Annotated in this window: 17 protein-coding genes; 8 read left to right on the forward strand and 9 right to left on the reverse strand. The window is 58.1% G+C overall.

The window, feature by feature from the left end:
* Nucleotides 1-101: 101 nt before the first annotated feature.
* From DBY20_07870 to DBY20_07880, 3 genes are all read left to right on the forward strand, one after another.
* Nucleotides 102-3,752, forward strand: coding sequence for a hypothetical protein (locus DBY20_07870; GenBank protein ID PWL78228.1), 3,651 nt, complete (start codon nt 102-104; stop codon nt 3,750-3,752).
* A 132-nt stretch (nt 3,753-3,884) separates the two neighbouring features.
* Entirely contained in the window at nt 3,885-4,127 is a 243-nt protein-coding gene (locus DBY20_07875) for an antitoxin (GenBank protein PWL78229.1), read from the forward strand.
* Between the two features lie 9 nt (nt 4,128-4,136).
* Nucleotides 4,137-4,547 carry a VapC toxin family PIN domain ribonuclease gene (locus DBY20_07880; GenBank protein PWL78230.1) on the forward strand — a complete coding sequence of 137 codons (411 nt, stop codon included), beginning with the start codon at nt 4,137-4,139 and terminating at the stop codon, nt 4,545-4,547.
* 3 nt (nt 4,548-4,550) lie between these two features.
* Here DBY20_07880 and DBY20_07885 read toward each other — a convergent pair whose 3' ends face one another.
* The 5 genes from DBY20_07885 to DBY20_07905 form a co-directional block, all read right to left on the reverse strand.
* Nucleotides 4,551-5,513, reverse strand: a complete 963-nt coding sequence (locus DBY20_07885) for a hypothetical protein (GenBank protein ID PWL78231.1) — start codon at nt 5,511-5,513, stop codon at nt 4,551-4,553.
* A gap of 15 nt (nt 5,514-5,528) precedes the next feature.
* The gene (locus tag DBY20_07890) at nt 5,529-6,890 is read right to left on the reverse strand and encodes a hypothetical protein (GenBank protein ID PWL78232.1); all 1,362 of its coding nucleotides are present in this window, start codon (nt 6,888-6,890) and stop codon (nt 5,529-5,531) included.
* Nucleotides 6,891-7,049: 159 nt separating this feature from the next.
* Complete coding sequence (locus DBY20_07895; protein ID PWL78233.1) at nt 7,050-8,330, reverse strand: hypothetical protein; 1,281 nt, start codon at nt 8,328-8,330, stop codon at nt 7,050-7,052.
* On the reverse strand, nt 8,057-9,781 hold the full coding sequence (locus tag DBY20_07900) for a hypothetical protein (GenBank protein ID PWL78234.1): 1,725 nt from the start codon (nt 9,779-9,781) through the stop codon (nt 8,057-8,059). Before DBY20_07900 ends, DBY20_07895 begins: the two co-directional genes overlap by 274 nt.
* Before the next feature lie 33 nt (nt 9,782-9,814).
* Complete coding sequence (locus DBY20_07905; GenBank protein ID PWL78235.1) at nt 9,815-10,762, reverse strand: hypothetical protein; 948 nt, start codon at nt 10,760-10,762, stop codon at nt 9,815-9,817.
* 287 nt (nt 10,763-11,049) lie between these two features.
* On the opposite strand from DBY20_07905, the gene DBY20_07910 reads away from it, so the two are divergent.
* From DBY20_07910 to DBY20_07925, 4 genes are all read left to right on the forward strand, one after another.
* Entirely contained in the window at nt 11,050-11,274 is a 225-nt protein-coding gene (locus DBY20_07910; protein ID PWL78236.1) for a ferrous iron transport protein A, read from the forward strand.
* A gap of 148 nt (nt 11,275-11,422) precedes the next feature.
* On the forward strand, nt 11,423-14,113 hold the full coding sequence (locus DBY20_07915; GenBank protein PWL78237.1) for a ferrous iron transporter B: 2,691 nt from the start codon (nt 11,423-11,425) through the stop codon (nt 14,111-14,113).
* A gap of 303 nt (nt 14,114-14,416) precedes the next feature.
* A complete protein-coding gene (locus DBY20_07920) occupies nt 14,417-14,773 on the forward strand; it encodes a hypothetical protein (GenBank protein PWL78238.1) in 357 nt (118 codons plus the stop codon).
* Nucleotides 14,770-15,183 carry a toxin PIN gene (locus DBY20_07925; GenBank protein PWL78239.1) on the forward strand — a complete coding sequence of 138 codons (414 nt, stop codon included), beginning with the start codon at nt 14,770-14,772 and terminating at the stop codon, nt 15,181-15,183. The genes DBY20_07920 and DBY20_07925 overlap by 4 nt, the downstream gene beginning before the upstream one ends.
* Nucleotides 15,184-15,259: 76 nt before the next feature.
* Here DBY20_07925 and DBY20_07930 read toward each other — a convergent pair whose 3' ends face one another.
* The 4 genes from DBY20_07930 to modA all read right to left on the reverse strand — a co-directional run bounded on the left by DBY20_07930 (nt 15,260) and on the right by modA (nt 18,386).
* Complete coding sequence (locus DBY20_07930; protein PWL78240.1) at nt 15,260-15,682, reverse strand: metal-dependent transcriptional regulator; 423 nt, start codon at nt 15,680-15,682, stop codon at nt 15,260-15,262.
* A 156-nt stretch (nt 15,683-15,838) separates the two neighbouring features.
* Entirely contained in the window at nt 15,839-16,567 is a 729-nt protein-coding gene (locus DBY20_07935; protein PWL78241.1) for a sulfate transporter, read from the reverse strand.
* Nucleotides 16,557-17,498, reverse strand: a complete 942-nt coding sequence (locus tag DBY20_07940) for a nitrogen fixation protein NifC (GenBank protein PWL78242.1) — start codon at nt 17,496-17,498, stop codon at nt 16,557-16,559. Before DBY20_07940 ends, DBY20_07935 begins: the two co-directional genes overlap by 11 nt.
* A 72-nt stretch (nt 17,499-17,570) precedes the next feature.
* A complete protein-coding gene (gene modA, locus DBY20_07945) occupies nt 17,571-18,386 on the reverse strand; it encodes a molybdate ABC transporter substrate-binding protein (protein PWL78243.1) in 816 nt (271 codons plus the stop codon).
* Between the two features lie 151 nt (nt 18,387-18,537).
* On the opposite strand from modA, the gene DBY20_07950 reads away from it, so the two are divergent.
* Complete coding sequence (locus DBY20_07950) at nt 18,538-18,960, forward strand: transporter (protein PWL78244.1); 423 nt, start codon at nt 18,538-18,540, stop codon at nt 18,958-18,960.
* The last annotated feature ends 72 nt before the right edge of the window (nt 18,961-19,032 follow it).

The raw sequence follows: 19,032 nt of genomic DNA on the forward strand, positions 1-19,032 counted from the left end.
TCGCCGCTCTCTCCGCATAACAAAGCCAGCCCAATGGATGCAAGGCATATCCCAGCGTTACTTATGTTTGATTAGGGCCGGACTGTTGGAAAGGGGTCACTATGAATAGATTTCTTTCGCTGTTTTTTTCATTTGTGTTAACCGCCTCTCTTGTTCCTGCCGCTGCATTTGCGGAAGCTGACGAGCAAGCGCAGGCGGTTACGACAGCTGATACTGCGCAGCCAAATTCAGAAATCGTCGAAACCGGCACCTGGGGAACATGCCCTTGGGAGCTCACCGCCGATGGCACGATGACAATATATCCTGGCGAGGGGGATTACGGGCAACCATGGCATGATTCAGACGGGTCAGTTAGGGCTGTGGTTTTCCAACAAAGAGGTTCTGAAAAAATAAAAGTCCCCAATAGATCTGTGATGTTTATGGACTGCACCTCGCTCGTGTCCCTTGATCTCTCCGGTCTGGACACGTCGGAAGTAACCAGCATGCGCGGGATGTTCTTCGGCTGCTCCTCGCTCTCGGCTCTCGATCTTTCCTGTCTCGACACCTCGCGGGTGACCAGTATGGAGATAATGTTCAACGGCTGCTCCTCGCTCGCCTCTCTTGATATCTCTGGCTTCGACACGTCGAAGGTAACTAACATGGAGGAAATGTTTCGAAATTGTTCCTCGCTTGTCTCTCTTGATATCTCCGGTTTCGACACGTCGAAGGTGACCAGCATGCGCGGCATGTTCTCCGACTGCTCGTCCCTCTCCTCTCTCGATCTTTCCGGCCTCGACACGTCGAACGTGACGGACATGTACGAGATGTTCAGCAGATGCTCGTCCCTCTCCTCTCTCGATCTCACGTCGCTGGACACCACGAACGTGACGAGCATGGGCGGCATGTTCTCCGGCTGCTCGTCCCTCTCCTCTCTCGATCTCACGTCGCTGGACACCTCGAGAGTGACTGGTGACATGGACTACATGTTTGCTAACTGTTCCTCGATTATCACGCTTAACCTTTCGAGCTTTCGTACCTCGAATATATACAGCATGAGAGGCATGTTCTCCGGCTGCTCTTCATTAACCTATCTCGACGTTTCGGGGTTCGATACTGCAAAAGCATCTTGGCTAGACACGGCCTTTGACGGATGCACTGCGCTTGCCAGTGTTTCCGTCGGCGAAAAAACGGAAATGCATTTACCGAACTATCCAGTAAACAGACATACCGATTGGTATTCATCAAAAAGAAATAAATGGATGAGTCGTGCAGAAATCTTGGGGCTATCTCACCCTATTGCTGACACGTATACAAAGTACGACCCCTCGTCTGTTGCATATGGTTTCTGGGGAACCTGTCCCTGGGAAATCACAACGGGAGGGACTCTAACATTATATCCAGGTACAGGCGCAAATACGGATGAGGGAATACCCTGGCAAACACATGTATCAGATATTACCAAGGTCATTTTCGCCTCAGAAAAGGATAGCAGGGTTATTGCGCCAGAAATGATGACTGGCCTTCTGGCAAATCACAACAAGCTCCAAGAAGTTAATCTTACCGGGCTTGATACATCAAACACAAAAAGCATCAGCCAGTTTTTTCAAAACTGCTCTTCCTTGATATCTCTTGATCTTTCAGGAATCAATACCTTGAATACGACAGATATGAATGGCATGTTCGAGGGATGCACCGCACTTTCCTCACTCAGCCTTTCGGGATTGGACACGTCGCAAGTATCTAATATGAGCTCCATGTTCTCTGGTTGTTCTTCTCTCACCTCTCTCGACTTTTCGGGATTTGATACTGGCAGTCTTACTGATGTGTCTTTGATGTTTGATGGTTGTACCGCGCTTTCCCATGTTGTTCTTGGTAAAAAATGCGAAGGAGGAGTTCTCAATTTGCCCTCTTACAGGGTAAACGGGCATACAGATTGGTATTCATATAAGACCGGTACATGGATGGACGCCTCGGTCATCCAATACGAGCGCATCGGTATTGCTGACGAGTACTACAAAGATGAAGCAAAATCCCCCGACCCTCATGAGGTCTGGCTTCATGGGGAAGATGATTATGGGCCTGTACGCATCAATGAAGATGAGGTCTACTGCTTTCTCTTCACTATCTCTACCCCGTCATATGTAGGGATTGCCTTTGAGCAAGACCTGGACTATGGCAGCGGTAATTCATTCTCAGCTTCTCTTGGGAAAAGGGGCGAGAATCCAAATTTCACATGGGACATTTCCGCAAGCAAAAACCATGCGTTTGGCAACTTTGCGTTAGAAGAGGGAACATATTGTTTTAGGTCGGCTGCGCACCGCGGCGCAAAAGCCAAGCTTGGTTGTGTGATAACAAATGTGGGCAAGGGCGTTATGGCAGAAACCGAAAACAACGACACGCTCGAGGCAGCGACGCCCATGAAACTAAATACGCTGTATTTTGCGACATCCTACAATCCTGCTAGCAAAATCCAAGATGATGTGGACTGCTACAAGTTCACGCTCGACGAGCTTTCCAATGTTGCCATTGGCTTGACTACGAACAAGGGGAGTGTCGATTGTTCGGTCTATTCCGAAGATGGGTCGCGGTTGGATTCAACATCCGTCTTGTCGTCATCAGAGCAAATTGAACTTAACAAGGTGCCTCCTGGGACATACTATTTGAAGATTGACGATAAGCAGAATTGGACAAGGGGCTACTATGTCAGCGCGTCCTCAATGCCTGTTCCAGAGGTTTCGAAAGTTGAAGTAAACCAGCAAACTCTGACATATGATGGAAAAATCCAAAAGCCAGCTATATCCATATATGCAGGTGAAGATATCCTTGCCGAAGGCGTTTCTGCTTCTACATCAAACTACAAGATTGAGTATCCAGACAGTATTAATGCCGGAACTTACACAGTTAAGGTAAGCGGGATTGGTAGGAACTCTGGAGTTGCTGAAGCACAATACACTATCAACCCCGCCTCCATCACCGACGTCTCACTCTCCGCGACGCGCTACACCCACGACGGCATCGCCAAGAAGCCCTCTGTCACCGTGAAGTGCGGTGGCAAGGCCCTTTCCGCGGGCACGGACTACGACGTCGCCTGGCCATCCGACGTCACGAACGCGGGCGAGAAGATTGTCACCGTGACGGGCAAGGGCAACTACGCCGGCACGCTGAAGGCGAGCTACGAGATTGTCGCCGCCCCCAAGCCCACGCCGGACCCGGAGCCCGCGCCCAAGCCCGATCCCACCCCCACGCCGACCCCCAAGCCGGATTCGACTCCGACCCCCACACCGGAGCCGACCCCAACGCCGACCCCAACGCCAGACCCGGAGCCGACGCCGACCCCTGACCCGCAACCCGATCCCGAGCCGGTGGCCACCGAGACCATGTTCCGCCTGTACAACCCCAACTCCGGCGAGCACTTCTACAGCTCGTCGACCGTCGAGCGCGACCACCTGGTCTCGCTGGGGTGGCAGGACGAGGGCACGGGCTGGATCGCCCCGGCGTCCGGCGAGGCGGTCTACCGCCTGTACAACCCCTACGCCGGCGAGCACCACTACACGCTGTCCGCCGCCGAGCGCGACATGCTGGTCTCGGTGGGGTGGAACGACGAGGGCATCGGCTGGTACTCCGACCCGGACAAGAGCGTGCCCCTGTACCGCGTCTACAACCCCAACGAGTACGCCAACAACCACCACTACACCACCAGTGCCGCCGAGCGCGACTTCCTGCTAGGCCTGGGCTGGCAGGACGAGGGCGTTAGCTGGCACGGAGTGGGCTAGCAAGCGTCAAAATCAACGCATGTAGCAAGGGGCACGCCGAAAGGTGTGCCCTTGCTACATCCTCACCCTATACAATCATTCCTTCACAAGATATACTTGTCATATATACTTGTCCTATCGAAAGGCATCACAATGGCTCAGCTATCGCTTTACATGGATGAGGTAACCATGGCCGGCTTGCGCGAAGACGCCACCAAGCGGGGCATATCAATTTCTGCATACGCGCGCGAGGTACTCGAGACGCGCAACGCACGAGATGCCGCCGGATGGGAAAACGGCTGGCCGCCGGGTTTCTTCGATCTATATGGCAGCTGCCCGGATTTTCCCGAGATTGAAGATCTTGAGTCCACCCCCGTTGAGCCCCTCTTTGTCTGAGGACGAGTCATGTATATCATCGACAGCAATATTCTTATTGACTTTCTCCGGGGTAAAAACAAATATGCACTGCAAATGCTCAGGACGAGCGATGCTGGCATATTCAAGATTCCGTCTATCGTCAAGGCGGAGCTTCTCCTGGGTGTCGAGAAATCGAGTGACCCAGGCAACAATCGTCTCAAGGTCGAGTTGCTCCTGCTGCCCTTCGAGACGCTTCCTTTCGATGACCGATGCGCGCTCCACTATGCGCGGCTACGCGCTTACCTCGAGGGCAAAGGAATAGGCATCGGGGCAAATGATTACATAATCGCAGCTTGCGCCATGGCATACGGGGCAACTGTGGTCACCAACGACACGACAGAGTTCGAGCGGGTGCCCGGCCTATCTATTGAGCAGTGGACCGAGGTGCCTCTCGACTAGCCCCTACCTCACGCCCGCGATCACCACGTACCGCGTGTTCTTCCCGAACACGAGCTCGTCGCCGGGCTTGAGCGCCACGGGAGTGCTCTTCCACCCCTCGCGCTCGTCGGCTGGCGGCTCCACGATCGTCTCAGAGCGGTCCGCGCCGCTCACCAACACGGTGCCGTTTCTCGACCCAACGCCTTCGACGTACCACGCGTCTGCGTCGTCATGCCAGATGCGTGCATGATGGCGAGAGGCGTCGGCAGCCACATTGCTCAGGCCCTTTCCCGTCGCAAAGGCGCCCACCTCGATTTCGCTTGCCTCGGCGGGGTCGAGCCAATGGGGTGACCCCACCACGTAGCCGTCCATCACGCGCAAAAGGCCCAGAAGCACGGGCCTCTCTGCAAGCCCGTGGCTCCTCTCGCCGCTCACCTCCCTGGAACGCGGCGTGACGAGGGGCGTTGTGACGGGGCTTCCGTGAATCTCCTCGGCAAAGTCGAGCGCACCGGTCGTCGCCTCGGCCACGCTGGCGCTCAACGCGGCCGTTACGAAGAGCACCATGGCGATCTCCACGCGTTCTTCCATCCTGAACTCATCTTCCCTGTTCAGTCGCGCGAGCATGTTGAGGTAGGGCGCGGGGTTTTGCCCGCAATGGGTCAGCGCATCCACCATCTCATGTCCCGCAGGTCCCGCTATCATCGCCATGATTTCCCGGTTGTTCATGTGCTTCTTGAGTCTCGAGACAATGCGCATGGCGCACTTTTCCGAGCTGATGAAGTAGTCTCTCTTCACGGATTCCACGGGTGCGTGGACGAGGTAGCGCGAAATCCACGTGCGGTCGTTCGCCCTGCTTATGGGACTCGTTCCACCTGGCAGAGGCCTTTCGGAGAGAATGAGCGCCGCAAGGTCCTTGTAGCTGATGTGACCGCACCTCTTCAGGATGGAGAAGAGCGCACCCAACGGTGTTGATATGGTTCGTGCCATGAAGAGCTCCTCTTGTTAGCTTCGGTTCTTCCGGCGAGCGAGCGTGATAATTGCCGATGCAACTGCGAGAGCTAGGGTGGCACCCGCGGCTACGACGGCTCCCCAATGACCGCTTCCCCCGGTCTCAGCATCCTGTTTCTGGTACTTCGCTTCGGCATCCACGCAGGGGGTGACCGGACATCCCCAAAAGCCGTTTCTGATGTTCGCGCCGTAGGAATCGACAAAGCGCGAAAGCGCCTTCTCGACATCTCCTGCGGTTGGCCGGAGTGCCTGCACAGGATTAAGGCAGGCAAGGAGCAGGGATTCGAGCTGATCATCCACTGTGCTCAGGATTTTTGCCAGCTCTCTGTCCGGTGGCCTTCTTCCGCAGCGCGCAACCGCCTCTTTGACGAGGCGCGCGGTCTGCGTTTCGTGACCGAGCGTCGCCACGATATTGCCCGATGCTTTATGCACGCTCGTCAATCTTCGTGGTCGCCGTTCGGTTTTCTGCAGATAGTAGGAACGGCCCCGCCCCTGCCTTTCGAAATTGAAGGGTGCGTGACCATCCAGCAGCAAGAAAAGCACGCTTGCGGCGGCATAGACGTCCACGGCGGGGTTCCTGCGCAGGGTGTCGATGTTGGCGATATCTTCGGTGAGCATCTCGGGAGGTGCGAAATCAGGCGTTGCTCCCCGCAGCACACCATATTTCTGCGTGATGGACGCACGCTGGCCAGGGAGTATCGCCGACCCGAAGTCCACGAGCTTCAGGTCAAAATGCCCCATGTCAACTTGCTCCTCGAGCGTATGTACCGACGTGTCGATCATGATATTGGAAGTCGAGATGTCGCGATGCACGACGCTGTTCTCGATGATGTCCATGCGGGCGAGGAGCGCGAAGAGGTCGCGCCCCAGCTGCGCTGCCGTCAACGGCGAGAGCCTTCCCTCGTCATCTACGAAAAGGTGTCTGAGTGCCGACTGTAGCGTCTCTCCTTCAATCCACTCCATGATGATGGCATCCTTGCCGTCCAGGCGCCCCAGCCCATAGAGCCGCGGAAACCCTCGCACGCCCGAGAGCGTGCGCAACGTCTGGTATTCCCGCATGAACGCCTCACGAGCGACGACATGGTCCGCCTCGTCGGCTGCCGTATCTGCAGGCGAGTCATCCATGACCTTTACGGCAACGGGACTACCCCAGATGTCCTCGCCATAGAGAAGCCTGCCAATGCCCCCGCGCCGACAGCGCCTTCTGTCGATGAAGAGAGAGGAAAAGCGCCGTGCATGATTCTCTTGCTCAGCAGAAGGTAGGATGTCGGGCGTGGAGAAATCATCTAGGTGAACGACCTGCAGCCCGGCTGTACCGTGCCTGTCGTTCATTTCCGGACATGAGGGGTTTTCCATGGCGCGTGGTGTTGTTTTCTACTAAGAAGCGGCGGGTAGAGGGTGGCAAAAACCGAGCGGCTCCAGCCCGCCCGGTAGAAATTGCGCAAATATCATATAGTGCAAATTCCAGATTTTGTTGCACAACAAACACAAGGTCAGCCGAGGGTCACGGCCTTCCTACCTCACACCCGCAATCACCACATACCGCGTGTTCTTCCCGAACACGAGCTCGTCACCGGGCTTGAGCGCCACGGGAGTGCTCTCCCACCCCTCGCGCTCGTCAGTCGGCGGCTCCACCACGACCTCGGAGCGGTCCGCGCCGCTCACCAGCACGGTGCCGTTTCTCGACCCCGCGCCCTCGACGTACCACGCGCCCGCATCGTCATGCCAGATGCGCGCGTGCACTCCGGAGACATCGTTTTCCACGTCGGTGATGGCACCCGCACCCGTCGCGAAGGCGCCCACCTCGATCTGCTCCGCGCTCTCGGCATCAAGCCAAAACGGCGCGCCCTTCACGTAGCCATCTACCACACGCAGCAGCCCGAGGGTCGTGTCCTCGTCGGCAAGCTGGCGCATCTGCGCGTTGTCGGCATCCTCGGAGCGCGGTGTGATAAGTGGCGTTGCCATCGCCGCACCGTGAATCTCGTCTGCGAACTCGAGTGCGTATGCCGTCGCTCGCGCGATATCAGCGCTCAATGCCGCCGCTACGAAGAGCACCATGGCGATTTCCACACGCTCCTCGGCCCTGAACTCGCCATCCTTGTCGAGGCGCGCGAGCATGTTGAGGTACGGCGCGGGGTCCTGTCCGGCGTTCTTGAGTGCGTTGACCATTTCCTGACCGGGAGCTCCTGCAATCAGCTCCATGATCTCGCGGTTGCTCATCGCGCTGCCCGCACGTTTCTTAAGCCGCGAGATGAGGCGCATCGCGCACTTTTCGTAGCTGACGAAGTAATCGTCGCGCACGGCATCTGCCGGCGCATGCACGAGGTAGCGCGAGATCCAGGTCCGGTCGTTCACGCGGCTGATGGGGCTCACGCCGCCCTTCACCGGCTCTTCCGAGAGGATGAGCGATGCCACTTCCTTATAGCTCATGTCGCCGTACCTCTTCAGGATGGAGAACATGGCTCCCAGCGGGGCCGTTGCGTTCTTTGCCATGGGTCGTTCCCTTCTGCCTCTCCGCACGTTTACGCCGCGCGAGGCTGCGCCCTTTCGATGGGCGTCGTGCGTGCTCTGGCCATGATGATGTCGAAGGACAGCGCAAACCACGAGAGCGCTGCCGCGGCGGCAAGCGCCCCGATAATCAGCCAAAACGGCGCAGCTGCGGCAAACGAGGTGGACAGCGTGAACGCGAGCACGGCCAACGTGCCGAGCACGACACCGCCGCCTGTCCATGCAAGCGATGATGGCCTGTTCCGTGTCGCGAGGCGTGCGATGCAGCCGCAAAGCGCGGGAAGCCATAGCAGCGCGCCGATGGCCCAGCCGTTGAGTGGGCCGCTCCAGTGGATTGGCCCGAACGAGACGATCACCTTGCTCGCGTCCACGAGTACCGCGGTCACGAGGCTCGTCACGAGAAGCAGTACGATTGCACCTACGCCTACGCCGATGCTCCAGCGCTGCGATCTTTTCGCATTTGCTGCGCGCGCGCGACGCTCGAAGGCGCTATCGGTACACGAGCTCAAGGGTTGTTCCGCGAGGGCGTTCTCGACATTGCGTCCGTACGAATCGACGAAGTGCGCAAGGGAATCCTGCACCTCGCTTGCAAGTGGCCGGTATTCCTGGATGGGGTCGAGACAGGCGAAGATCACCTCGTTGAGTTGTCCATCCACTGCGGACAATGCGCTGACAAGCTTCTTGTCCGAGGGTTGCTGGCCGGTCTTCTTCATCGCTTCCTGGACGAGCGTTGCCGTCTGTGGCTCGCGCTCGAGCGTTGCGTCGATTCGGCCCGATGCCGCATGAGCGCCCTTCAAGCTGCGCGGCAGCTGCTCGGTCTTGCGCAGGTAGTACGAGCGCTCCGCCTCTTCGTCCTTGCCCAAGTCAAAGGGCGGGTGCCCGCTCAGCAACAGGTAGAGCACGCTTGCCGCGGCATAGACATCCACTGCTGGGTTCTTGCGCATGGTCGAGACGTTGGCGACGTCTTCCGTCAGCATTTCCGGAGGGGCAAAGTCCGGCGTCGCGCCACGTGGGGCTCCGTAGCGCTGCGTGAGCGATGAGGAGCGTGTGGGAAGCACCGCTGAGCCAAAGTCCACGAGCCTGAGGTCAAAACGCCCCTCTCCTGCTTGCTCTTCGAGCGTGCGCGCCGACGTGTCGATCATGATGTTCGAAGTCGAGATATCGCGATGGACTATGCCGTCTTCGATAATCTCCATGCGTGCGAGCAGGGAGAACAGGTCGCGTCCCAGTTGCGCCACGGTCAGGGGAGAGAGTCTACCGGAGTCGTCGATGGAGAGATGGCGGATTGCCGTGGCAAGCGTTTCGCCTTCGACCCACTCCATGATGATGGCGTCCTTGCCGTTCAAGCGGCCTGACCCGTACAGGCGCGGGAAGCCCCGCACCCCCGAGAGCGTGCGCAGGGTCTCATATTCGCGCCTGAACGCTTCGGTGGCAATGTCGCGGGTGGGAGAAGATGGCGCATCGTCGGATGGCGCGGGCGTTGCTGTCTGCGTGGCCTCGGCGTTCATGGTCTTCACAGCGATCGGCTTGCCCCAGGTGTCCTCGCCGTAGAGGACCTGCCCCAAGCCACCCTCCCTGCAACGACTCTCATCGATGAAGATCGTGGCAAAGCGGCGCAGGTAGGCTTCCTGTTCGTCTTCCTGCAAGGTGGTGGGCGCGGAGAAGCCCTCGATGCGAACGAGACGCAGGCCGGTTGCGGCGTGCTCGTTGTTTGTGTCGGGATGTGGTTGATATTGCATGGCGTGTCAGGTGGTTTCTACGTGATGATACAGCTAGGACTGGCAGAGGATTTGGCGGGCACTTTCAAGTTCCTTGAGCGTGTATACGGTCTGGCCCTCCAGGCGCAGTCCGATGATGTGCCCCTCGGCTATGCCCGTGAAGCATTCGGAGTGAGTGCCGGGGTCGGGACAGGCACGTGCCGCATCGAGGAAGTCGATGAGGATGTGCGACGCGCTGCTGATCATCGACCAGGCGTTGTTGATGGTGTTGTACTGATTTTCGTACGCGGGGTACTTACGCGACTCTCTGCTGCACTTGCTCTCGTATGCTGCTGCCTCGGAGATGCACTCGCGGGCGACTTCATAGGCCCACGGCATGTCGTTCCACAGGTTCACATCGCACTGTATGTCAGGTCCGTAGGTCCAGAATATGGGCGATCCGCTGACGGCGTTGGAGAGCATGGCGTAATGATCGAAGGCGTTGTTGAAGTCGTCGGAAAGCTCGCTTGCCGCAGCCTGGAGCTCGCTTTCGCTTGGGCCTGAATCGACGACGGGGTCTTCGGGCTGCGTTCCCTGGTCCCCCTGGTCTCCCGGAGTCACCTGGTTTCCCGGGGCGCTTGCGCCTCCTTGGGGGCTCTGGGTCACGGCCTGGCCTTCCTCGTTCACGGCTGCGGTCGCCGTTGCGATGACTCCTCCAAGCGAGCTCGCACCGATGGGAGCGATGTTGCCCGGAGAAAACGAAAACGCCCCGACGTCAGCACCACCGGCTGCGGCATCTCCAGCGGGCTGCGCGCCTTCCGCCGGGGATTCGCCGTTCGTGGTGCCAAAGAGCGCACCGCGAAACAATCCGCCTGGCTGCGCGTCGAATGCCGGTGGTATCGCAAAGGCGAACAGCGTGACGGAGCAGGCCACGAGAAGCGTCGAGGCGGATACGAGAGTCCTGTGTGCTTTGGGGAGATGGCGAAGGAGGGCGCCAATCCCCGAAGAAGGTTTTGAGACCACGCGCTTGTTCCTCCAATGTGCGCATCATCTTGGACGTGCCGCGACACGCGGGGTGCCAGACCCCTCCATCGTGAAATGTTGCGCAAGTATTATATTTCGCTGCTTCTGGTTTTTGTTGCGCAACAGGATGATGCTCGGTGATGTGCGTGTTCAGGACAGCGTGCTCGGCGCATCTTCGGCTCACGCCGTCGCTTTTCGCCATTCCGCAAAAAATTCAAAATTATGCATTGACAAAAAGTTAGCTATGTCTAATATGCAGTTAACATTAACTAACTACGGAGGCTATCATGACGTTATCGGATATCAAGCCGGGAATGAGCTGCACGGTCGTGCGTCTGCGCGACAAAGGCGCCACACGCCGTCGCATCATGGACATGGGCATCACCAAGGGTGCCCAGATCAAGGTCGACAAGGTCGCCCCGCTCGGTGATCCCGTCGATTTGACCGTGCGTGGCTATCATCTGTCGCTGCGCAAGGAAGACCTCAACAAGATCGAGGTCGAAACGGCATAACCACACGAAATGACGATGGGCTGGCCCTCCCTGTACCAGCCTATCTTTTTGCATTGATGTTAGCTACAGCTAACAAATGAGACAATTACTCAGAGCAATTGTCTCATTATCAGACGTTCCAAAAGCAAGGAGAGGAAGAGAGCACGACATGGAAACGACCATCGCGCTGGTGGGCAACCCCAACTCAGGCAAGACGACGCTGTTCAACCAGCTCACCGGCAACCACCAATACGTGGGCAACTGGCCGGGCGTAACGGTGGAGCGCAAGACGGGGCACCTCAAGGCGGACAAGAACATTCGCTTTGTCGACCTTCCCGGCATCTATTCGCTATCGCCGTATTCGAACGAGGAGGTCATCTCCCGCAACTACCTGGCCGATGGTCACCCCGACGCCATCATCAACATCGTCGATGCGTCGAATCTCGAGCGTAATCTCTACCTCACCACGCAGCTCATGGAGTTCGGCGTTCCCGTCGTGGTCGCGCTCAATCAGATGGACATCGTCAAGAAGCGCGGCTACACCATCAAGTCCAAGGAGCTCTCAGAGCAGCTGCAGGTGCCCGTCGTCGAGATTTCGGCCCTGCGCGGCGACGGCATGAAGGAGCTCGTGGCCACGGTCGTGAAGGCTGCCTGCGAAGGTATCGCCCCGCAGCCCGTCTCGTTCACGCCTGAGCTCGAAACCGCGCTCAAGAAGATCGAGGACAAGCTCCCCAGCGTCATGTCCGATGACATGCGTCGTTACTACGCCATCAAGCTCTTCGAGCGTGACAAGGAGGCTATCGAGGAGCTTGGCGCCAAGGTCAACTGCGACGAAGTCATCTTCGAGGCCGAAAGCCTCTTCAATGACTCGTCAGATGCCATCATCACCAACGAGCGCTATCGTTACATCGAGGGCTTCATCAAGCGCGTCCAGCGCCGCTCGATTTCCGGTGCGACAATCTCGGAGAAGGTCGATAGCGTCCTCACCAACCGCATCCTGGCGTTACCAATCTTTGTCGTGGTCATCACGCTCATCTACTACATTTCCATCAGCACCGTCGGCACTTATGCGACCGACTGGGCCAACGACGGCGTCTTTGGCGACGGCTGGTATCTTGACCCGGTTGCCATCGTGTCAACCGAGGGTACGGCGCAATCCGCACTCGACGCGGCGACCGAGCCCTACGACGAGGCGCAGACCGCTGTCAACGAGTATCTGACGCAAGCTGGCGAGGCGGGCGTCAACACCGATGCGATAGCGGCGTTCATCGGCGAGAAAGCCGACGAGGGCGCCGACCTCGAGTCTCCCGAGTTCCAGGCCGCGCTCGCGGCGTTCGAGCAAGACACTGCCAGCTCCGGTTTCGTGGCCGAGTACACCTCGGTCGACGAGGAATCCTCAATGGAGACCGACTACTTCGTGTACTACGGCGAAGCAGGCGAAGAGCAGGCGTTGGCTCTTGCCGATGCCCGCAACGAGGAAATCGCCGCCGAAGGCCGCGAGGGGTCTGCCGAGGCCGTCGTCTACAGCTTTGACGGCGAAGCCACCGATGGGGAGACCGGCGAGGTCATCACCCAGGGTGTCGGCGTGCCCGCACCCGAGGACCCGAGCGCCTACGGTATCTGGATTCCCGGCATCCCCGTCCTCATCGGCACCGCTCTCGAGGCCGTCGGCTGCGTCGGCTGGCTCTACGACCTCATCATGGACGGCATCGTTGCCGGTGTCGGCGCCGTACTTGGCTTCGTCCCGCAGATCATGATCCTGTTCTTCCTGCTGGCTATCCTCGAGGCATGTGGCTACATGGCCCGCGTCACCTTCATCCTCGATCGCCTCTTCCGTCGCTTCGGCCTGTCGGGCAAGACCTTCGTGCCCATGATCGTCGGCACCGGTTGTGGCGTGCCGGGCATCATGGCTTCGCGCACAATCGAGTCCGAAAGCGCTCGTCGCCTCACGGTCATGACCACGACCTTCATGCCGTGCTCGGCCAAGCTGCCCATCATCGCGCTCATCGCCACGGCCATCTTCGGCGGCGTGTGGTGGGTCGCCCCGCTCGCGTACTTCATGGGCATCGCCGCCATCATCGTCTCGGGCATCATCCTGCGCAAGACCAGGCCGTTCATGGGCAAGGTCACGCCGTATGTCATGGAGCTTCCCGAGTACCGCCTGCCGCGCTTCGTCGATTTGCTGCGCAGTATGTGGGACCGCGCCTGGGCCTTCATCAAGAAGGCGGGCACCATCATCCTGCTCGCCACGATCGTGGTCTGGTTCCTGTCCGGATACGGCATCTACGAGGGCCAGTTCATGTGGGTCGGCGAGGACCTGATGGATTACTCGTTCCTCGCGTACTTTGGCAACGCCTTCGCGTGGATCTTCGCACCGCTCGGCTTCAACAACTGGGAGTGCGCGTCCACCGTTATCACCGGCCTCATCGCCAAGGAGAACGTCATCTCGACGATGGCCGTGGTGTACGGCGGCGATCCTAACGTCGCGTGGACCAGCGCCTACATGGCGTCGCTCGCGGCGACGACCGGCTCCGTCTTACTCGTTCCTGTCGCGGCCTTCGCCTTCATGACCTTCCAGCTGCTTTGCGCACCGTGCTTCGCGGCCATGGGAGCCATCAAGCGCGAGATGGGCGGCTTCAACAAGTGGTTCTGGGCTGCCATCGGCTGGGAATGCGGCTTTGCCTACGTCATCGCGCTCATCATCTTCCAGATCGGCGCGTGGGTCACGACCGGCATTTTCAGCCTCGGTACCATCGTCGCCCTCGTGTTCGTCGCGGCCCTGATCTGGGCGCTCTTCCGCCCGGCCAGCAAACCCGCAGCCCCCGAGCAGGCCAACTCGGCTGCAAAGGCGGCTGCGTAGATGAGACAAAAGTCGCCGGGGCAGTTTTGTCTCATTGTCCCGGCTGCATAGAACGTTTACCCCTGGCTTCAGGACAAGCCTTCTTCATGGGCGGCTCCTCCACCCGCCTGAAAATGTCCTCCCTCTCTCCGGGAAGCGCCCCTTACGGGGCGTTTCCTGCGTTTGGCAGACAAAACTGCCCCGGCGACTTTTGTCTGGTTTCACCTCGCACATTTAAGACAATTGACGCTTAATTCAACTTGCTGATATAGGTAAATTGCATGTAAAATACATGCATAATAAATATCGATGAAGGAGCACTTCATGCCGGCGTTGCAAGTAAGAGATTTCCCCGATGCCCTTTACGAGGACCTGCGTGAGTATGCCGCGCGGCATCATCGCAGCATGGCCCAGCAAACGGTGGATGCCGTCGATTGCCTGATACACGGCACCGCACCTGCGCAGACATGCGGATGTGCAACTCCCGCATCATTCGACCTCACCTCTGTCCGGAAGTTGCGCATAGCCAAACGCGAGGAGGTGTTCCGTCGGGCAGCCGAACGCAGGACGCAGCGGCAAGACGGCCTTCCCAATCCGGTGGAGATGCTCGCCCAGGCTAGGGACGAGCGTGACGAGCAGCTCGAGCACGTCATGGCAGAGGTCATGGAGGACGCACGATGATTGTCCTCGATACTAATGCCGCCGTTGCGATTGCCATGGGCACCGACTTGGGCGATGCTCTTGTCATGTTGCGTAACCCCGACGAGCGTGTCATCGCGCCTTCGTTCATGCATGCCGAGGTAGCTCACGTGATGAGCAAGTATGTGCGCGGGGGATACCTCGAGGTTTCGCAGGCTGTGGACTGCGCACGCGATGCCCTGCTTCTCGTGGACGAGTTTCGCGATGATGCCTCGCTATGGACGGAGGCCCTCACCGAATCACTGCGGCTCGGCCACTCTTCGTATGACCTATTCTACCTGGTGCTCGCTCGCCGAGAGGGGGCAACGCTGTTTACGTTAGATCGCAAACTCCAGAAACTCTGCGACAAAAATGGCGTCAATGCCGTTTGGCTCGACTGGAATTTTGGGTGAAGATTCTCTAATCCAGCTGTCGCAGAATTTGCGACAGCTCACCAGACAAAATTGCCCCGGCGACTTTTTGTCTGGTCTACAACCGCGTGCTCGTGGGGGTCTCGGAGACGGGGCCGAAGTTCTCCTCGTACCAGGCGATCCACTTGTTCATCGTATCCTCGCTGACAGCATGCTCCATCATGCACGCCTCGCGATTAGCCGCCTCTTCATCCACGCCGAGCGCATCGATGAGGAAGGCGCGCAGTACGCGATGACGCGTGAGGATATGCTCGCCGTATTCCTTGCCAACTTGGGTGAGGGTGATTTCGCCGTAACGCTCCTGCTCGATGTAACCCATCTCACGCAGGTTCTTTGTTGCACGTGCAACACTGGCCTTGGAAAAGCCAAGCGCATCCGCGACGTCGGTGGAGCGCACCGAGCCACTGCCATGCAGGGCAAGGTCGTAGATTGCTTCGATGTAATCCTCATATGAGGGGGTAAGGTCGCCTATGGCCACGATGAGCTCCGCTCGCTTCGAGAGTCGATGATAAACGCATTATACTACGGATGGATAATCACGGCGTGTTCTTTATCTGGATTTATGGATAATGCGGAGAAATGAGACGGTTGCTCAGAGACATTGTCTCATTGTCGAGGTCTGAGAGCTGCGGTTACGTCAACTTGTTGCGTTATCGATGTCGAGAAATGCCAGCACGTCATCGTCCAGGCCGTCGGCATCGAAAAGGCAATCCGCATCACGCACGGTCCGCAGCGAGCCATCGAGCACGATGCCGACCTTATCGGCCAAGATGCGCGCCTCCTCGAAATCATGCGTGACAAATACGATGGTGCAATCAAAGCGCTTGTGTACTTCGCGCACGACGCCGTACATTTGCCGCTTGGTTGCGGGGTCAAGTGCCGAGAACGGCTCGTCAAGAAGCAGTATCTCGGGTTCGAGGACGAGGGCGCGTGCCAATGCCGTACGCTGGGCCTCGCCACCGCTGATGACGCCAGGGTATCGGTCGGCGATCCCATCGATGCCAAAACTCGTGAGCAGCCGGTCGGCGCGTCTTCGCGCTTCATCGCCGCCGATTTTACGAACCCGCAATCCGTACTCCACGTTCTCCCGCACGGTCATATGGGGAAAGAGCGCGTAATCCTGGTAGAGAATCCCCAGATGGCGCTGCTGAACGGGAAGGCTGTCGGCCCTCTTGCCGTCGAGTAGGATTTCCCCGCGTTCCCAAGAACATGCCCCGGCGATGGCCTCCATGAGCACGGTCTTGCCCGATCCGGTTGAGCCGAGGATGGCGAAGATTTCGCGCGGTCGTATATTCAGCGACGGGACGCTCAGAACGAACGCCCCGCGCCTCACACGCAGGTCTCTGATTTCGATACTACCGGCCAAAGGATTCCTCCTCGAAGGGCACATCGGCGATATCGGGCATTTCGTCGATCGGCTTCTCGTTGCAAGATGCCCGTCGGCTGCGCAGCCATCTACCGCGCCCGCCTTTGTCCACGCGCGATGCTCCGACCGGGCGATTCAGCAGGTCCGCGAGCACCAACGTCGCCGCCGAGACGATGAGCATGATCATGGCCGTCGCCATCGCCACGTCATTGTTTCCCGTCGATATGCTCAGGTAGATGCTTCCCGGCAGCGTCTCCGTTCGCATACGTGTGACTCCCACGAGCATGAGCGTGGCACCGAACTCTCCCATCCCGCGTGCCCACGTGAGGACGGCGCACGAGATGATCGAGTTGCGTGCCTGGGGAAGGATGATGTCGCGAAACACCTGCCAGGATCTCGCCCCGAGGGTCTTGGCCACGAACTCCATGCGAGGGCTGACCTCGTCAAGCGCCGTTCGCACCATGCGGATGGCGAAGGGTAGATTGACGATGAGCTGGGCGAACACGATGCCAGCCGGTTGAAAGACCACGGCCAGGCCAATGTCCTTGAGTGCCTTGCCAAACGGTGACGAGAAGATGATGAGGAGCGCGAAACCCAGCAGGATGTAGGGCAGCGACAACGTGAGTTCCATGACGACGCTCGCGATGCGCTTGCAGGGCATGTTCGTGTGCGAGAGCGCGTAGGCGGTTGGCAGCGCGAGCACGAGGCAGATGGCGGTCGAGATTATCGAGGTGACAACACTCATGCGCAGTGAGAACATAACTTCAGCCGAGGTGAGTGCCTCGTGGAAGTGGGTTATGCCACTGGCGACAACGGCAACGATGGCACTCCCGATGAACAGGAGCGCCACGATTGCGATGATGATGGTGAGCGTGGGAAAGAGTTCCCGGATGCGCCCACTATGCTTGCGTGTCTCGTCCGTATGAGACATGGCGATTCTTGGAACAAATGTGGGACAAATGGACAGGTCGTTTGCCCCACATTCACGTCCGAATATACGGAGCTATGCGCGCTCGTAGCCGTAGGAAGCCCAGATATCCCAGACGGCATCCGTTTGCAGGAAATCCTTGAAGGCGCTAACGGCGGCGACATCCTGAGCGCAGGTAAGCTGAGCTGCGGGGATTACCTTGACGAGGGCATCAAGATCGCTCGTGTCGACGATGCTCACACCATCGCCCTTCACGTTCTCCTTCCAGACGATTCCCGCATCACCTTCGCCATTGGCAAGAGCGGTTGCGATCTGAGGTGCGGTGGTCGTGGTGGTGATGACGCCCGAGCTCATAAGCGAGTCCCATAACTCGGCATCGGTCAGTGCCTTCTTGGCGATTTTGCCGATAGGGGTGGATTCGGGGTCACCGACGAGCACACGCTGAGCGTTGGCGAGGCTGGCGATGCCGGTGATGTTTGCAGGATTCGATGCGGGAACGGCAAGTACAGGGATGTGCTTGACCAGATCCTCGCTCGAGGCGACCGCGCTTTCGACAGGCTTGAGCTCTTCCTTGGAGCCGGCGATGAAGAAGTCACCTTCGTTCGTCGTGGTGATTTGCGTTTGGATTTGCGCGGCGTTGGCATAGGTCACGTTCATCTCGCAACCGGTTTCCTCGGTGAAGAGGTCAGCTATCTTCTGGAAGGGCTCGGTCATGCCCGCGCCGCAATAGATGTTGAGCTGCTGGCCTTGCAGGTTAGCTGCTTGCGACGATGATTGCGATCCCGCGTTTGACGAGGAACACCCCACCATCGTTAGCGCTGCTAGCACGAGAGCCATGGCAGCGATTGCGCCAAGTCGCCTGATTCTACTTCCCGTTTTGGTGATTGCCATTGCAGTTCCTCTCCCAAGGTGATTGATTCGGTATATGAAATATATCAATAAAAGAATATTTTACAAGAAGAATAGATGTGCATTAGAATAATACTGCCACGAATGGATACTCGTAAATCGCCCAGTGGCAAGCAAAGATAAGGAGCAGATCATGAGGATTTCCGCACGTAATCAGCTGAAGGGCACGATTGTCGAAGTAGAAGAAGGTGCCGTGAACGGCATTGTCACGATCGAGATTCCCTGCGGATGCAAGATAAAAGCTTCCATTACGAATGCAGCGATTCATGATTTGGGACTCGAGGTTGGCAAAGAGGCCATTGCGATAGTCAAAGCGAGTTCCGTCATGTTCGCAACTGACCGCATCCCCAACATTTCGGCTCGCAACCAACTCAAGGGCAAGCTCGTCGAGGTAGAGGAAGGCGCGGTAAATGGAATCGTCACCATTGAGCTGCGCTGCGGCTATAAGATCAAAGGTTCGATTACCAATCAGGCAATCGACCAGTTGGGACTCGAGGACGGCGGAGATGCCGTCGCCGTTTTCAAGGCCAGCGAAGTCATGGTCGGGGTCGAATAAGGAAAAAGTTTCATATTATTCTTTACATAGAATAAAAAGAGGCTATACTATTATTTCAGATGGAGAACAATT

It is taken from the genome of Coriobacteriia bacterium (assembly GCA_003149935.1).
Taxonomy (GTDB): Bacteria; Actinomycetota; Coriobacteriia; order Coriobacteriales; family QAMH01; genus QAMH01.

Excerpts from the sequence above, each read along its gene's own strand:
- DBY20_07880 (PWL78230.1), top strand. The coding sequence starts at position 4,137 with ATGTATATCATCGACAGCAATATTCTTATTGACTTTCTCCGGGGTAAA.
- DBY20_07895 (PWL78233.1), bottom strand. The coding sequence starts at position 8,330 with ATGGCTTCCCGCGCTTTGCGGCTGCATCGCACGCCTCGCGACACGGAA.
- DBY20_07890 (PWL78232.1), bottom strand. The coding sequence starts at position 6,890 with ATGGAAAACCCCTCATGTCCGGAAATGAACGACAGGCACGGTACAGCC.
- DBY20_07950 (PWL78244.1), top strand. The coding sequence starts at position 18,538 with ATGAGGATTTCCGCACGTAATCAGCTGAAGGGCACGATTGTCGAAGTA.
- DBY20_07900 (PWL78234.1), bottom strand. The coding sequence starts at position 9,781 with ATGCAATATCAACCACATCCCGACACAAACAACGAGCACGCCGCAACC.
- DBY20_07920 (PWL78238.1), top strand. The coding sequence starts at position 14,417 with ATGCCGGCGTTGCAAGTAAGAGATTTCCCCGATGCCCTTTACGAGGAC.
- DBY20_07870 (PWL78228.1), top strand. The coding sequence starts at position 102 with ATGAATAGATTTCTTTCGCTGTTTTTTTCATTTGTGTTAACCGCCTCT.
- DBY20_07940 (PWL78242.1), bottom strand. The coding sequence starts at position 17,498 with ATGTCTCATACGGACGAGACACGCAAGCATAGTGGGCGCATCCGGGAA.
- DBY20_07925 (PWL78239.1), top strand. The coding sequence starts at position 14,770 with ATGATTGTCCTCGATACTAATGCCGCCGTTGCGATTGCCATGGGCACC.
- modA (PWL78243.1), bottom strand. The coding sequence starts at position 18,386 with ATGGCAATCACCAAAACGGGAAGTAGAATCAGGCGACTTGGCGCAATC.
- DBY20_07885 (PWL78231.1), bottom strand. The coding sequence starts at position 5,513 with ATGGCACGAACCATATCAACACCGTTGGGTGCGCTCTTCTCCATCCTG.
- DBY20_07910 (PWL78236.1), top strand. The coding sequence starts at position 11,050 with ATGACGTTATCGGATATCAAGCCGGGAATGAGCTGCACGGTCGTGCGT.
- DBY20_07915 (PWL78237.1), top strand. The coding sequence starts at position 11,423 with ATGGAAACGACCATCGCGCTGGTGGGCAACCCCAACTCAGGCAAGACG.
- DBY20_07875 (PWL78229.1), top strand. The coding sequence starts at position 3,885 with ATGGCTCAGCTATCGCTTTACATGGATGAGGTAACCATGGCCGGCTTG.